This is a genomic window from Pseudomonas sp. LBUM1671, from assembly GCF_059695685.1.
In genome coordinates this window covers 1,104,448-1,118,183 of record NZ_CP166782.1, presented here as the reverse complement: position 1 = coordinate 1,118,183, position 13,736 = coordinate 1,104,448, and the positions used below count along the sequence as shown (strand labels likewise).

The 13,736-nt window shown below is 59.2% G+C and carries 14 protein-coding genes; 7 read left to right on the top strand and 7 right to left on the bottom strand.

All coding sequences use genetic code 11. The features are described 5' to 3' along the window. The first annotated feature begins 176 nt into the window (after positions 1–176). Genes ACA060_RS04935 through ACA060_RS04925 form a run of 3 tightly spaced genes read left to right on the top strand, consistent with a single transcriptional unit; the run spans position 177 to position 2,554 of the window. Positions 177–1,667, top strand: coding sequence for a leucyl aminopeptidase (locus tag ACA060_RS04935; protein ID WP_497315767.1), 1,491 nt, complete (start codon positions 177–179; stop codon positions 1,665–1,667). A gap of 60 nt (positions 1,668–1,727) precedes the next feature. After that, the gene (locus tag ACA060_RS04930) at positions 1,728–2,156 is read left to right on the top strand and encodes a DNA polymerase III subunit chi (RefSeq protein ID WP_497315765.1); all 429 of its coding nucleotides are present in this window, start codon (positions 1,728–1,730) and stop codon (positions 2,154–2,156) included. Positions 2,157–2,164: 8 nt separating this feature from the next. Next, positions 2,165–2,554: a DNA polymerase III subunit chi gene (locus ACA060_RS04925; RefSeq protein WP_109628114.1), complete on the top strand. Its 390-nt coding sequence runs from the start codon at positions 2,165–2,167 to the stop codon at positions 2,552–2,554. Between the two features lie 137 nt (positions 2,555–2,691). Here the strand turns inward: ACA060_RS04925 and ACA060_RS04920 are convergent, their stop codons facing one another. Further along, on the bottom strand, positions 2,692–3,060 hold the full coding sequence (locus ACA060_RS04920) for a hypothetical protein (protein WP_497315763.1): 369 nt from the start codon (positions 3,058–3,060) through the stop codon (positions 2,692–2,694). A gap of 375 nt (positions 3,061–3,435) precedes the next feature. Between ACA060_RS04920 and ACA060_RS04915 the strand changes: the two genes are divergently transcribed. Further along, on the top strand, positions 3,436–6,282 hold the full coding sequence (locus tag ACA060_RS04915) for a valine--tRNA ligase (protein ID WP_497315761.1): 2,847 nt from the start codon (positions 3,436–3,438) through the stop codon (positions 6,280–6,282). A gap of 163 nt (positions 6,283–6,445) precedes the next feature. Then, complete coding sequence (gene rlmF / locus ACA060_RS04910; protein WP_109628108.1) at positions 6,446–7,471, top strand: 23S rRNA (adenine(1618)-N(6))-methyltransferase RlmF; 1,026 nt, start codon at positions 6,446–6,448, stop codon at positions 7,469–7,471. A 136-nt stretch (positions 7,472–7,607) separates the two neighbouring features. Here rlmF and ACA060_RS04905 read toward each other — a convergent pair whose 3' ends face one another. Then, on the bottom strand, positions 7,608–7,889 hold the full coding sequence (locus ACA060_RS04905; RefSeq protein ID WP_007905514.1) for an HU family DNA-binding protein: 282 nt from the start codon (positions 7,887–7,889) through the stop codon (positions 7,608–7,610). A 394-nt stretch (positions 7,890–8,283) separates the two neighbouring features. Here ACA060_RS04905 and yejK point away from each other — a divergent pair, with 394 nt between their 5' ends. After that, on the top strand, positions 8,284–9,288 hold the full coding sequence (yejK, locus tag ACA060_RS04900; RefSeq protein ID WP_497315759.1) for a nucleoid-associated protein YejK: 1,005 nt from the start codon (positions 8,284–8,286) through the stop codon (positions 9,286–9,288). Further along, the gene (locus tag ACA060_RS04895) at positions 9,288–9,638 is read left to right on the top strand and encodes a glutaredoxin family protein (RefSeq protein ID WP_497315757.1); all 351 of its coding nucleotides are present in this window, start codon (positions 9,288–9,290) and stop codon (positions 9,636–9,638) included. Before yejK ends, ACA060_RS04895 begins: the two co-directional genes overlap by 1 nt. 168 nt (positions 9,639–9,806) lie before the next feature. Here the strand turns inward: ACA060_RS04895 and ACA060_RS04890 are convergent, their stop codons facing one another. From ACA060_RS04890 to ACA060_RS04870, 5 genes are all read right to left on the bottom strand, one after another. After that, positions 9,807–10,742, bottom strand: coding sequence for a glutathione S-transferase family protein (locus ACA060_RS04890; RefSeq protein WP_497315755.1), 936 nt, complete (start codon positions 10,740–10,742; stop codon positions 9,807–9,809). Positions 10,743–10,830: 88 nt separating this feature from the next. Continuing rightward, positions 10,831–11,148 (bottom strand): GIY-YIG nuclease family protein, encoded by a 318-nt coding sequence (locus ACA060_RS04885; protein WP_497315753.1) that lies wholly within the window; start codon positions 11,146–11,148, stop codon positions 10,831–10,833. A 40-nt stretch (positions 11,149–11,188) separates the two neighbouring features. Next, entirely contained in the window at positions 11,189–11,659 is a 471-nt protein-coding gene (locus tag ACA060_RS04880) for a nuclear transport factor 2 family protein (protein WP_109628103.1), read from the bottom strand. Between the two features lie 99 nt (positions 11,660–11,758). Further along, positions 11,759–13,066, bottom strand: coding sequence for a CynX/NimT family MFS transporter (locus ACA060_RS04875; protein WP_497315751.1), 1,308 nt, complete (start codon positions 13,064–13,066; stop codon positions 11,759–11,761). Next, complete coding sequence (locus tag ACA060_RS04870) at positions 13,056–13,715, bottom strand: FadR/GntR family transcriptional regulator (protein WP_497315749.1); 660 nt, start codon at positions 13,713–13,715, stop codon at positions 13,056–13,058. Before ACA060_RS04870 ends, ACA060_RS04875 begins: the two co-directional genes overlap by 11 nt. Positions 13,716–13,736 lie beyond the last annotated feature (21 nt).

Here is a 13,736-nt window from a genome sequence, read left to right as displayed (position 1 = left end):
AAGCAGGCGGGTAATGCGTTGAAGATCGTACAACCGAGGGTTGTCAGGCGCAGTGAGCGAGGTTCAAACTGCGGCCTTTGTCGCGGGCCGTGACCTGCGTCTTTCTATCTATAAGCAAGCGTCTGTGCGCCGCCGATTTGCCCGCGCACGTTGACCATTAATTCAGGGACCCGGACATGGAACTGGTTGTAAAAAGCGTCAGCCCAGAAACGTTGAAGACCGCCACTCTGGTGGTCGCCGTCGGCGAAGACCGCAAGCTCGGTGCCGTCGCCAAACAACTCGACGAACTGAGCGGCGGCGCCATCAGCGCTGTTCTCAAGCGCGGCGACCTGGCTGGCAAAGTCGGCCAGAGCCTGTTGCTGCACAGCCTGCCGAACCTCAAGGCCGAACGCGTTCTGCTGGTCGGCGTGGGCAAAGACGAAGAGTTGGGCGACCGCCCGTTCCGCAAAATCATCGCCGGCGTCCTCAATACCCTTAAAGGCCTGGGCGGCAGTGATGCCGTGCTGGCGCTGGACGAGGTCGTGGTCAAAGGCCGCGACAGCTACGGCAAGACCCGTCTGCTGGCCGAAACCCTGGTGGACGGCGAATACGCCTTCGACCAGTTCAAGAGCCAGAAAGCTGAACCTCGCTCCCTGAAGAAAATCACTCTGGTGACCATCAAGGCTGCACAGGCCGAAGTCGAGCGCGCCGTGGCCCACGCCACTGCGATCGCCAACGGCATGGCGTTCACCCGTAACCTGGGCAACCTGCCACCGAACATTTGCCATCCAACGTTCCTCGGCGAACAAGCCAAGAACCTGGGCAAAGAGTTCAAGAGCCTGAAAGTCGAAGTCCTCGATGAAAAGAAGATCAAGGACCTGGGCATGGGCTCGTTCTACGCAGTCGGCCAAGGCAGCGCCCAGCCGCCACGCCTGATCGTCATGCAATACAACGGCGGCAAGAAATCCGAGAAGCCGTACGCACTGGTCGGCAAAGGCATCACCTTCGACACCGGCGGCATCAGCCTCAAGCCTGGCTTGGGCATGGATGAAATGAAGTACGACATGGGCGGTGCTGCCAGCGTGTTCGGCACCTTGCGTGCCGTGCTCGAGCTGAAACTGCCGATCAACCTGGTGTGCATCCTGGCCTGCGCCGAGAACATGCCGAGCGGCAACGCTTCGCGTCCGGGCGATATCGTCACCACCATGAGCGGCCAGACCGTGGAAATCCTCAACACCGACGCCGAAGGCCGTCTGGTGCTGTGCGATGCCCTGACCTACTCCGAGCGCTTCAAGCCGCAAGCCGTGATCGACATCGCCACCCTGACGGGCGCTTGCGTCGTTGCACTGGGCGCGCACACCTCCGGCCTGCTGGGCAACAACGATGAGCTGATCGGCCAACTGCTGAGCGCCGGCAAGGCTGCCGACGACCGCGCCTGGCAACTGCCGCTGTTCGATGAGTACCAAGAGCAGCTGGACAGCCCGTTCGCCGACATCGCCAACATCGGCGGCCCGAAAGCCGGCACCATCACCGCTGCCTGCTTCCTGTCGCGCTTCACCAAAAACCTGAACTGGGCGCACCTGGACATCGCCGGCACCGCATGGACCAGCGGCGGCAAGGACAAGGGCGCTACTGGCCGTCCAGTTCCGTTGCTGACCCAATACCTGCTGGACCGCGCCAAAGCCTGAAACCGATGACCCGCGGCGGCGTCACTTTCGGGTGACGCTGCTGCTGGCTCAGGAACCGCAATGACCAAAGTCGACTTCTACATCCTGCCCAGCGCCGATCCGTCGGCACGGCTGGATTTCGCCTGCAAGCTCACCGAGAAAGCCTGGCGCATGGGCCACCGCATTTACCTGCATTGCAGCGATGCCGCCCAGCGCGAGGATCTCGATGCACGTTTGTGGGCCTTCAAGGGTGAAAGCTTCGTGCCCCATGGTCCTGCCGAAATCGAACCAGAGGGTTTGATTGTCCTGGGTCTTGGCGATGACTGCGGTCTGCATCAGGATCTGCTGGTCAATCTCGACCTGAAGGTGCCGGTATTCGCCAACAAGTTCGCCCGCGTGGCGGAAGTAGTGGTGGAAGATCCGACGATTCGCGCGGCCGCGCGGGAGAGTTTCCGTTTCTACCGCGAACAGGGCTATCCTCTGCAAGACCACCGTTTACAGCGACTCTGAGCATTCCGATGGACACTCCGAAACCGCAACAGAAGTCCGCGCACCTGCTGGACGACCTCGAGTCGATCCGCCAACTGCTCGGCGATGACAACCTGCAACCGCCACTGCTGACCGACACGGTCAATGACGGTGACCAGGAACAGATTCCAATGTTGTTCGATTCAGTCGGCGGCGCGCCGCAGACCGTCGAACCGACACCGCCCGCCCCTGCCGCGCAAACGGCGCCGGCGGCCAGCAAAGGCCCTGACGCCTTGCTGCACCTCGATAGCGAACTGCGCGCTGCCGCGCTGTTGATCATGCAAGACGTAATCGACGACTTCGCCCCGCACATCGAAACCGAGATCAAGCGCCGGCTGGATGCGCGGATGGAACGGTTGCTCAGTCAGTATCAAAGTTAAGCGGCGAGAAGGCAGCGCGACAGTCGCTGAAATATAAAACACCCGATGCAGGCATCGGGTGTTGGGGCGAAATAGGAAAAACCTATTTCCGGGCTAGACTGATGATTTTACCCGGCAGCCCAAGACAAGAACGATGACTACTGCCCAGGCGGCGACACATGCCCCATACCGTCTGGTTGTTTTTCATTTCTCGCGGTTACCCATTTTTTTTGATCACGATCATATACAACTGTCGCAGCATATCCCGGCTTGACTTCAACCCGCGGAAAGTCGTCACCATCAATGAACGTACTTTTTGATGAATTATTGCCAACAATAACAAAGTTCTTGGTTGGACCTATTTCACTTGGCAACCTTGTTACTTCATGCCATGTAGCATCAGTCATATAGTGCTCTTCACTGCGGTTTTGAAGCACTTCATCCACGTCCGGAATGCCGGTAAGCGTGACAGCAAACGCACTTGCAGTGAACACCATACAGACGGCGACCATCAACATCCGTTTCATATCGAGACTCCCTATATAAAATATTATTTAGTTGAAAGACCGGCACAATCAAAGTTGTAATTAACAACCTGATCACCTTCAACACTAATACTCATCACAGCCTTCAGCAACTGTCAGAAATAACAGTTAAATAGATCCATATGGAATCAATCAAAAATTATTTATAACCAACAAGCACACCACGCCAGTCTTCGCCTCAAAAACTGAAGTATTAAAAATGCTCAGGCCCTCCTTCGCCACACAAGCAACGCCGCCCCTATCCGATAGACATAGTTTTTGATGATCAGCTCGGCACCTGCTCGCTCGCCCTGCGCCCCATGCCCCGCTATACTTGCCGGCTTTTCCTGAATAAATGCCAATAGGGTCCCGCCGCGCATGGATAAGACCTACCAGCCGCACGCCATTGAAACTTCCTGGTACAACACCTGGGAGTCTGAGAATTACTTCGCCCCGCAAGGCGCGGGCGAGTCCTACACCATCATGATCCCGCCGCCTAACGTCACCGGCAGCCTGCACATGGGTCACGGCTTCAACAACGCAATCATGGACGCCCTGATCCGTTTCCGCCGCATGCAGGGTCGCAACACCCTGTGGCAGCCGGGCACCGACCACGCCGGTATCGCCACGCAAATGCTGGTGGAGCGCCAACTCGAAGCTCAGGGCCAGAGCCGTCACGATCTGGGCCGTGAAAAATTCCTTGAGAAAGTCTGGGAATGGAAGGATCAGTCCGGTGGCAACATCAGCCGTCAGATCCGCCGCCTCGGCTCGTCCGTGGACTGGAGCCGCGAGCGCTTCACCATGGACGACGGCCTCTCGGAAGCCGTTAAAGAAGCGTTCGTTCGTTTACACGAAGACGGCCTGATCTATCGCGGCAAGCGTCTGGTCAACTGGGACACCAAGTTGCACACGGCAATTTCCGACCTCGAAGTGGAAAACCACGACGAGAAAGGTTTCCTGTGGAACCTGAAATACCCGCTGGCCGACGGCGTCAAGACCGCTGAAGGCAACGATTTCCTGATCGTCGCGACCACTCGCCCGGAAACCATGCTCGGCGACGCCGCCGTCGCGGTGAACCCGAACGACGAGCGCTACAAAGCCTTGATCGGCAAATTTGTCGAGCTGCCGCTGGTCGGCCGCCGCATTCCGATCATCGCCGACGATTACTGCGATCCTGAATTCGGCACCGGTTGCGTGAAAATCACCCCGGCCCACGATTTCAACGACTACGAAGTCGGCAAGCGCCACAACCTGCCGCTGCTGAACATCTTCGACAAGAACGCCGCTGTATTGCCGGCCTGTCAGGTGTTCAACCTTGACGGCACGCTCAACGAAAGCATCGACGGCAAGATCCCGGCGGAATACGCCGGCCTCGACCGTTTCGAAGCCCGTAAGCAAATTGTTGCCGCATTCGACGCCGCCGGCCTGCTGGTCAGCGTCAACGATCACGCCCTGAAAGTGCCGAAAGGCGACCGTTCTGGCACCATCATCGAGCCGTGGCTGACCGACCAGTGGTACGTGTCGACCAAACCACTGGCCGAGCCTGCGATTGCCGCCGTTGAAGACGGCCGCATCCAGTTCGTGCCCAAGCAATACGAAAACATGTACTTCTCGTGGATGCGCGACATCCAGGATTGGTGCATCAGCCGTCAGTTGTGGTGGGGTCACCGGATTCCGGCCTGGTACGACGAGTCGGGCAAAGTCTACGTCGGTCGCGACGAAGCCGAAGTCCGCGCCAAGCACAACCTCGGCCCGGACGTTGCGCTGCAACAGGACAACGACGTTCTCGACACCTGGTTCAGTTCGGGCCTGTGGACCTTCTCCACCCTGGGCTGGCCTGAGCAGACCGAATTCCTGAAGAAATTCCACTCGACCGACGTGTTGGTGACCGGTTTCGACATCATTTTCTTCTGGGTTGCCCGGATGATCATGCTCACCATGCACCTGGTGAAAAACGAAGACGGCACGCCGCAGGTTCCGTTCAAGACCGTTTACGTTCACGGTCTGGTGCGAGATGGCCAAGGCCAGAAGATGTCCAAGTCCAAGGGCAACGTCCTGGACCCGCTGGACATCATCGACGGTATCGAGCTCGAAGACCTGGTGCAAAAACGCACCTCCGGCATGATGCAGCCGAAACTGGCGAAGAAGATCGAGAAGCAGACCCGCGACGAGTTCGCCGACGGCATCGCCAGCTACGGCACCGACGCCCTGCGCTTCACCTTCTGCTCGCTGGCGTCCACCGGTCGCGACATCAAGTTCGACATGGGCCGCGTCGAGGGCTATCGCAACTTCTGCAACAAGATCTGGAACGCCGCGCGTTATGTTCTGGACAAGGGCGAAGACTGCGGCCAGAACGGCGAAGCCTACGAACTGTCGCTGGCAGATCGCTGGATCATCTCGCAACTGCAACGCACCGAAGCCGAAGTGACCCGTCAGCTCGACCAGTTCCGTTTCGACCTGGCCGCCCAAGCCTTGTACGAGTTCATATGGAACCAGTATTGCGACTGGTATCTGGAACTCTCCAAGCCTGTGCTGTGGGACGAAAATGCCCCGGTTGAACGTCAGCGCGGCACCCGTCGCACGCTGGTTCGGGTACTGGAAGTCGCGTTGCGTCTGGCGCACCCGTTCATGCCGTTCATCACCGAAGAAATCTGGCAGCGCATCGCGCCGCTGGCCGGTATCGAAGGCAAGACGATCATGCTGCAGCCTTGGCCAGTGGCCAATGAAGAGCGCATCGATCCGGCGGCCGAGAACGACATCGAATGGCTCAAGGAGCTGATGCTCGGCACGCGCAACATCCGTGGCGAGATGAACATCGGTCCGGGCAAGCCATTGAACCTGTTCCTGAAAAACGTCAGCGCCGAAGATCAGCGTCGTCTCACCGAGAACGAAGCCCTGTTGAAGAAACTGGCGCGCCTCGAATCGATCACGGTGTTGGCTGCCGGTGAAGAAGCACCGCTGTCCGCTACTGCACTGGTCGGCGAGATGGAGGTGCTGGTGCCGATGGCTGGCCTGATCGACAAAGACGCCGAACTGGCACGCCTGGACAAGGAAATCCTGCGTTTGCAGGGTGAAGTTCAGCGGGTGGGAGGCAAGTTGTCGAACGCCGGTTTCGTTGACAAGGCTCCGGCCGAAGTTATCGAGAAGGAACGCGCCAAACTGGCTGAAGCTGAACAGGCTTTGGGCAAGCTGGCCGAGCAGCATGCGCGGATTGCCAGTTTGTAACGGCAAATGGCAATGAAAAGGGAGGCCCGTTACGGCCTCCTTTTTTATGCCTGCTACTTACCCAGAAACACCACTACACCCGCTCCGACAGGTATTGGGTTCACAAGGCCTGAATGTGGGACAATACCCGCCACTTTCAGCCATGCCCGAATCGACCACGCCCATGAACGCCCCCCGCACACCAAGACCTGCGCGCAAGAAGCCTGACACCGCGACCCCGGCCAAAGCCGTTGAGCCGCGTGAAAAGGCCAGCCTGCACCCGCGCAATCGCCATCAGGGTCGCTACGACTTCCCGGCGCTGATCAAAACCACGCCGGAACTGGCGAAGTTCGTGATCATCAACCCGTACGGCAAGGAAAGTATCGACTTCGCCAGCCCGGATGCGGTGCGGGTGTTCAACCGGGCGCTGCTCAAGTCGTTCTATGGTATTGCTCACTGGGACATTCCAGCCGATTACCTCTGCCCGCCGGTGCCGGGCCGTGCCGATTACGTGCACTTCCTGGCCGACCTGCTGGCCAGCGTCAACGACGGCGAAATCCCGCGCGGGGCGCCGGTCAAGGTGCTCGACATCGGCATGGGCGCCAACTGTGTCTATCCGTTGATCGGCTACAGCGATTACCGCTGGCACTTCCTCGGCTCGGAAATCGACCCGACGGCCGTAGCCGCGGCCAAAGCCATCGTGCAGTCCAACGGGCTGAACAAAGCCATCCAGTTGCGCCAGCAAAGCAATCCCAAGCACATCCTGCTGGGCTTGCTCGAACCGGGCGAACGTTTTGACCTGACCATGTGCAACCCGCCGTTCCACGCGTCGATGGACGAAGCGACCAAAGGCAGCGAGCGTAAGTGGCGCGCCCTGGGCCGCGCCGACCCGAAACGCAAGCTGCCCGTATTGAACTTTGGCGGTCAATCGGCCGAACTGTGGTGCGAAGGGGGCGAAGCCCGGTTTGTGACGCAACTGATCGCCGAGAGTGCGCACTTTCAGCACAAGGTCCTGTGGTTCAGCACGCTGGTGTCTAAGGCTTCAAACCTGCCTTCGATCCAGACGGCGCTGAAAAAGGCCGGTGTTCTGGAAAGCCAGGTGGTGGAAATGTCCCAGGGCCAGAAGCAAAGCCGCTTCGTCGCCTGGACCTTCCAGACCAAGTCCGAGCAGCAGGTCTGGCGTGAGCGTTGGGCCCGCAAGGGTAACTGACCAACGCAGATCAACTGTGGGAGCGGGCTTGCTCGCTCCCACATTGGTTTAGTGGTGCTGCAGGTCAATCGCCAAATCGCAGACACAAAAAAGCCGTGCCCGGATCGCTCCGGAGCACGGCTTTTTTTACTGCGTCTTACTTGTTAACAGCGTCGGTCAGGCCTTTGGCCACAACCAGCTTGATAACTTTCTTGGCAGCGATTTCGATGGCAGCGCCAGTCGAAGGGTTGCGGCCGGTACGGGCTGGACGCTCAGTCACTTTCAGTTTGCCGATACCTGGCAGAGTGATTTCGCCGCCGTTTTCCAGCTGATCGGCAACGATTTGGCCCAGTTGGTCCAGAGCGTTACGCGCGGTGGTTTTTGGCGCGTCGATAGCTTCAGCGATGTCGGCGATCAGTTGGTCTTTAGTAAGAGCCATGTAGTGTTCCTTCCCTATCAAATTCATATGGATTGCAGAGTGCAGTGTCAGCCATCGAGCCCGATCTTCTGGATCTGGCACCCTCGGCCAATAACCACGGGATCGGGGTTATAGATACCGAAATCAGGGTTTGGTTCGACCTGACAAATGCTGAATGCACGCTTAACGCAGTGACTTCGCGTAAGACGGGGCAAAACTAGCACAGAGACGGGGAAATATCCGCCTCTAGCTACCCATTTGGTCAGCTTTATTGCTCTAAAACAGGAAAAAACTGCATAAGGGCCGCCGCACGCCTGCGAATTGCCCTTTGAGCCGCGCCAAAACCAGTGGTTGCGGTACACTTGGCACTTTTTGGGGGAGCGCGCCCTCCTCTCATCAATCAGCCGAGAAGCCCATGCCGATCCGTCATTGCATCGTCCACCTGATCGACAAAAAACCCGACGGCACACCTGCAGTTCTCCACGCTCGCGACTCTGAACTGGCCGAGTCGAGCGCCATCGAGAACATGCTTGCCGACCTCAACGAAAGCTATAACGCCAAACAAGGCAAGGCCTGGGGTTTCTTTCATGCCGAGTCCGGGGCGCATCCGTTCAGCGGCTGGCTGAAGGAATACCTCGAGGGCGGCAAGGATTTCACGGCATTCAGCCGGGTGGCGGTGGAACACCTGCAAAAACTGATGGAAGAGTCGAACCTCTCTGTGGGCGGCCACGTGCTGTTCGCGCATTACCAGCAGGGCATGACCGATTACCTGGCGATCGCGCTGCTGCACCACAGTGAAGGCGTAGCAGTGACCGATCAGCTGGACGTGACGCCGTCCCGCCACCTGGACCTGGGCCAATTGCACCTCGCCGCGCGGATCAACGTGTCCGAGTGGCAGAACAACAAACAATCGAAGCAGTACATTTCGTTCATCAAAGGCAAGAACGGGAAAAAGGTGTCGGAGTATTTCCGCGACTTCATCGGCTGCCAGGAAGGCGTCGACGGCCCGGGCGAAACCCGCACCCTGCTCAAGGCATTCAGTGACTTCGTTGAAAGCGAAGATTTGCCCGAAGAGTCCGCCCGCGAGAAGACCAAAACCTTGGTGGACTACGCCAGCAGCCAGGCCAAGCTCGGCGAGCCGATGGGCCTGGAACAACTTTCGGAGCTGATTGACGAAGAGCGCCCGAAAGCTTTCTACGATCACATTCGCAACAAGGACTACGGCCTGTCCCCGGAAATTCCGGCAGATAAGCGCACCTTGAATCAGTTCCGTCGTTTTACCGGTCGCGCCGAAGGCCTGTCGATCAGCTTCGAAGCGCACCTGCTGGGCTCGAAGATCGAATACGACGAAGAAGCCGGCACGCTGATCATCAAAGGCCTGCCCACTCAGCTGACTGATCAGCTCAAGCGACGTAACTGATGCTGAACGGCGTGCTGAAAAAATGCCTGCTGATCCTGCTGGTGGTTGTGGTCTATCAGAACTGGGGCAAGATCGAGCGGGTGTTCAACCCCTCGCAGGTGGTGTCGGAGCAGACCCAGGCCAAGGCCAGTGTCGTGCTCTATGCGACCGAGTGGTGTGGCTACTGCAAACTGACGCGGCGCTTTCTCGATCAGAAAGGCATTCCGTACCAGGAATTCGATATCGAAAAGGATGCCGAGGCGCGCAAGGCCTATGAGGCGTTGGGTGGCGGCGGGATTCCGATCATCGATGTGAATGGGACGTTGATTCGCGGGTATGACCCGGATGCAATCCTCGCAGCCCTGAAGTAACCCATCTGACTTACTCAATCCCTGTGGCGAGGGAGCTTGCTCCCGCTTGAGTGCGCAGCACTCACAAAACAGGCATTCATTGCGAAGAGTTTGGGTCTGCTGCGCAGCCCAACGGGAGCAAGCTCCCTCGCCACAGGTTCGAGCCAGTCCAACCATTCGTGAAGCAGGCTACTTCGCTTCTATGCGGAATCCAAACCGCGGAAAGTGCACATGCACCAAGCCGCCACGCTCGTCTTCTCGACGCAGAATCAATTCTTCCCTGCCCGCAAACAGCAACTCACCCGCCACCGGGTCAACCCCGTAGTCGGTCGCCGCGATCACCACCTGCTGACCCGCTTCAAAACCATTCGGTTCATCAAACTGCTCATCCGGCAACGCGGCCGGTGTGGCATTGCGCGCCACCGCCAACGCGTCCTCGGACGTCATCTCGCTGGACGCGCCATGACCGAAGCCCATCACCCGCCCTAACCACGCAGAAACCGCCGGATAAGCATCAACCAGCGGTGCAGTCACCGGCGTCGCCTTGAGGAACCACAGGCAGTGCGCCAACGCAAAATCGGCAATCGACGGCTCGCCGAACAGGAAATCACCCTGCTCGCGCTGAAACTGCTGCTCTAGGCGCCCCATGATCGTCGGCCATTGATGCCGTGCTTGCTCGGCCGACAACCTGGCAGCGCTGCCGCCACTGAACAACCCGGCGCGATCAGCCAGGAATGACTTGATCGCTTCCGGCGGCATATTGCCGAAGCGCACGGCGATGGATTCCGGCTGAAACACCAGGCTGACCGCATGCTGGAACACCACCGAATCGGCCCAGGCGGCGAAGGTCGCGCAGATCATTTCCTGACCTTCCGGGAAGAACGCCGGCAAGGCTTTTTCCTGCTCCAGACGACGGGCGATCAGCGCGGTGTCGCAATAAATATCAGCGCCAATCTGCAACACCGGGGTCTTGCGATAGCCGCCCGTCAGGGCCGTCAGATCAGGTTTTGGCATCACCGGCGAGATCTTCACCGAACGCCAGGACAGCCCCTTGAAACCCAGCAACAGGCGGGCCTTTTCGGCGAAAAGGGACGTCGGGTAATGATGAAGAATCAACTCGGACATGCTCGGCTCCGCCGCACGGATAAGGAATCCGCAGCTTAGCGCGCAATTCGTGGGCAGCCTACAGATCTGCCTGATGGGCACTTATCAGTCAGGTTGATAAGCCTACGGCAGCGCTTGCGACCAGGCATTCCTTGGCGCTTTTCTTGAGTTTTTTGATCAAGCGTTCTTGGCGCAGTGCTTCGCCCTTGTCGCGACAAACTTCCGTGTAGACCAACGCCACGGCCGGACTGGAGAGAAAGAAGCGCGCGCCCTTGCCACTCTGGTGAGTGGCAAAGCGGCGCACGGGATCGTCGCTGATCCCGCAGTAGAGCGAACCATTGGCCGCGCGAACGAGGTAGACGAACCAGGGCTTGTTGACCGGTGCCGGTTCGGCGGCAATGACGGGAGATTCGCTCGGGGTGTTCACGTGACGATCAAGGCTTGAAAGGAAACAAGCCGCGATCTTATCAGCGACTGGCCTGGAATGCCTTCAGCCCCTTCAAGGCTTGAGCGCGAACGGCATTTCTCACTGCTGGCGACCAGCCGAGCAGCAATCCCTTGAAACCCAGCGCCTGCCGCGACCAGGCCCACATATCGAAGCTGTCATGGTGCTCGCAAATCTTGCCGTCACGAAACACGAACTGCGCCTGAATATCGTTGACCACCGTGTTGCCGGTCTGGCTGAACAGGTACGTCGCGACCCAATGCGCGCCGCCCGTGCGTTCTTCGGCTCGAACGTTATCGAACGTCAGGGAGAAATCCTTCGCCCGAGTCGTGAGCATGCGCCACATGTCGCCGGCATCGCGGCCGCGCAGTTCGCCAAATGCAGGATCGCTGAACAGCACATCGTCGGTATAGCAGGCGCTCATGGCCTCGGCATCCAGCCGCTGAAAGGCTTGGTAGAACTGGGTGATCAATGCGCGGTTGGCATCACTCATGGGCAGGCTCCGAACGTTTGAAGGATTGCCTGCACGATAGTCAACAAATGCGCGGAACACTATCGGCATTCGTGGCCCGAATACCGACAGTGTGAAGGCTCAGACTTTTTCGCTTTCGACCTGAACGTACAACGACCGTCCAGCACCGAGGCCGGCGATGATGGCGCCGAGGCCGATCACGCCGAAGATCCAGCCCAGCGCCGTCCAGCCACCTGTCCAGTCATGCACGATACCGACCGCGAACGGCCCCATCGACGCAAGGGTATAACCGAAACCCTGGGCCATGCTCGACAGGTTGGCGGCGACATGGGAATCGCGCGAGCGCAGCACGATCAGGGTCAACGCCAGGCTGAACGTACCGCCCTGCCCCAGACCGAGCAGGATCGCCCAGCCCCACAGGCCTTCGATCGGCGCGTAGAGACAGCCAAAAAGACCGCCGAGAGTCAGCAGCATGACGATGACAATCGCCAGCCGCTGATCCTTGCCCCGGGTTGCCAGCCACGGCGCCGCCAGTGAACTGGCCAACTGGACGATCACCGAACCAGAGAGCACAAGGCCAGCCTGGGTCGGCGTCAGGCCGCGACCGATCAGGATCGACGGCAACCAGCCGAACACAATGTAGGCCAGGGATGATTGCAGCCCCATGTAGAGCGTCACTTGCCAGGCCAACGGATCACGTAACAGGCCGCGAACCCGATAAGCGACGTTGTGCGCGCCGTGCTTCTGACCGACTTGCGGCAACCAGAAAATCGCGGCCACCAATGCCGGCACCACCCAGAAACCGAGGCCCAAGGCCCAGCTTTTGTCGAAATGCTCGCTCAATGGCACCGTCGCGCCGGCCGCCATCGCCGCGCCCAGACACAGTGCCATGGTGTACACGCCGGTCATGGTCCCGGCCTGTTTCGGGAAGTCGCGCTTGACGATGCCCGGCAACAAAACGCCGATCACACCGATGCTCGCGCCGGCCAGGACGCTGCCGGCAAACAGGCCGATTTCACCGAACGAACTGCGCAGGATGATCCCGCCGGCCAGCATCAACAGAATCCCCAACACCACACGCTCGGCGCCGAAACGTCGCGCGAGCAAGGGTGCCAGCGGAGCAAACAAGCCAAGACACAGCACGGGCAACGTCGTCAGCAAACCGGCCTGGGCCGCCGATAGACCGAGGGTCTTCGAGATCTCGCTGAGCATCGGCGCCATGCTCGAGAGCGCCGGGCGCAGGTTTAGCGCCACCAGGATCAAACCCAGCAGCAACAGCCACGGACGACGCAGGATCGGATGATGCTGCTGGACCTCTTCGTCATCGGCCTCGCAGTCGATCAGCAGCTCTTCGAGCTCCGCTGTGCGCTTGGGCTGAGGGATGTTGCTGGTGCGGCTAGACATGGAATTCTCGGTTTCAAGGTTCATTGATCAACTGCCTCGACAGGGCTTTGGCCCGTTCCGGGTCGCGTTGTTCGACCGCATCAAGCAGTTCGATATGAAGATCGAACACCTCTTGGCGTCGAGGAGTGATGTTCAGTGTCTGGCGCAACTGCGCGCCGATGATGCTGGAGAAATAGCGGTACAGCTCGCTTAGAGTCGGGTTGTGCGCGGCGTCCACCAGGCGACGGTGGAACACCAGATCGCAGGCGATGTAGCTGTCGAGATCACCGTGATAGTGGCTGCCGCTGACGCCCAATGCTTCGCGCAAGGCCACAAGGTCCTCATCAGTTCTGCGCAAGGCAGCGAGGCCGATGGCTTCGACTTCAAGGATGTGCCGGGTTTCGCGGGCCTGTTCATGGGAGCAGCGCGATAACGCCTTCATCGTATCCAGCGGATCGATCACCGCCCGCAAGTAACTGCCGTCACCCTGACGAATTTCGATCAACCCAGAAAACGCCAGTACGCGCATGGCCTCACGCACGGTGTTGCGGCTGATGCCCAGTTCGGCGGACAGCTCTGGCTCAGTAGGAAGGCGCTGGCCGACCTGCCAGGCGCCGTCGTTGATGCGTTGACGCAGTTGATCCAGGGCCTGATCGACCAGGGATCGCTTAACGAGTAGAGAAATTTCTGCCATAGGATTCGCCCTTTCATCCAA

What these genes read in the sequence shown, in the direction of transcription:
- rlmF (WP_109628108.1), top strand. Translation starts at nt 6,446, where the DNA reads ATGAACGCCCCCCGCACACCAAGACCTGCGCGCAAGAAGCCTGACACC.
- ACA060_RS04875 (WP_497315751.1), bottom strand. Translation starts at nt 13,066, where the DNA reads ATGAACCTTGAAACCGAGAATTCCATGTCTAGCCGCACCAGCAACATC.
- ACA060_RS04930 (WP_497315765.1), top strand. Translation starts at nt 1,728, where the DNA reads ATGACCAAAGTCGACTTCTACATCCTGCCCAGCGCCGATCCGTCGGCA.
- ACA060_RS04880 (WP_109628103.1), bottom strand. Translation starts at nt 11,659, where the DNA reads ATGAGTGATGCCAACCGCGCATTGATCACCCAGTTCTACCAAGCCTTT.
- ACA060_RS04935 (WP_497315767.1), top strand. Translation starts at nt 177, where the DNA reads ATGGAACTGGTTGTAAAAAGCGTCAGCCCAGAAACGTTGAAGACCGCC.
- ACA060_RS04915 (WP_497315761.1), top strand. Translation starts at nt 3,436, where the DNA reads ATGGATAAGACCTACCAGCCGCACGCCATTGAAACTTCCTGGTACAAC.
- yejK (WP_497315759.1), top strand. Translation starts at nt 8,284, where the DNA reads ATGCCGATCCGTCATTGCATCGTCCACCTGATCGACAAAAAACCCGAC.
- ACA060_RS04925 (WP_109628114.1), top strand. Translation starts at nt 2,165, where the DNA reads ATGGACACTCCGAAACCGCAACAGAAGTCCGCGCACCTGCTGGACGAC.
- ACA060_RS04905 (WP_007905514.1), bottom strand. Translation starts at nt 7,889, where the DNA reads ATGGCTCTTACTAAAGACCAACTGATCGCCGACATCGCTGAAGCTATC.
- ACA060_RS04920 (WP_497315763.1), bottom strand. Translation starts at nt 3,060, where the DNA reads ATGAAACGGATGTTGATGGTCGCCGTCTGTATGGTGTTCACTGCAAGT.
- ACA060_RS04870 (WP_497315749.1), bottom strand. Translation starts at nt 13,715, where the DNA reads ATGGCAGAAATTTCTCTACTCGTTAAGCGATCCCTGGTCGATCAGGCC.
- ACA060_RS04890 (WP_497315755.1), bottom strand. Translation starts at nt 10,742, where the DNA reads ATGTCCGAGTTGATTCTTCATCATTACCCGACGTCCCTTTTCGCCGAA.
- ACA060_RS04895 (WP_497315757.1), top strand. Translation starts at nt 9,288, where the DNA reads ATGCTGAACGGCGTGCTGAAAAAATGCCTGCTGATCCTGCTGGTGGTT.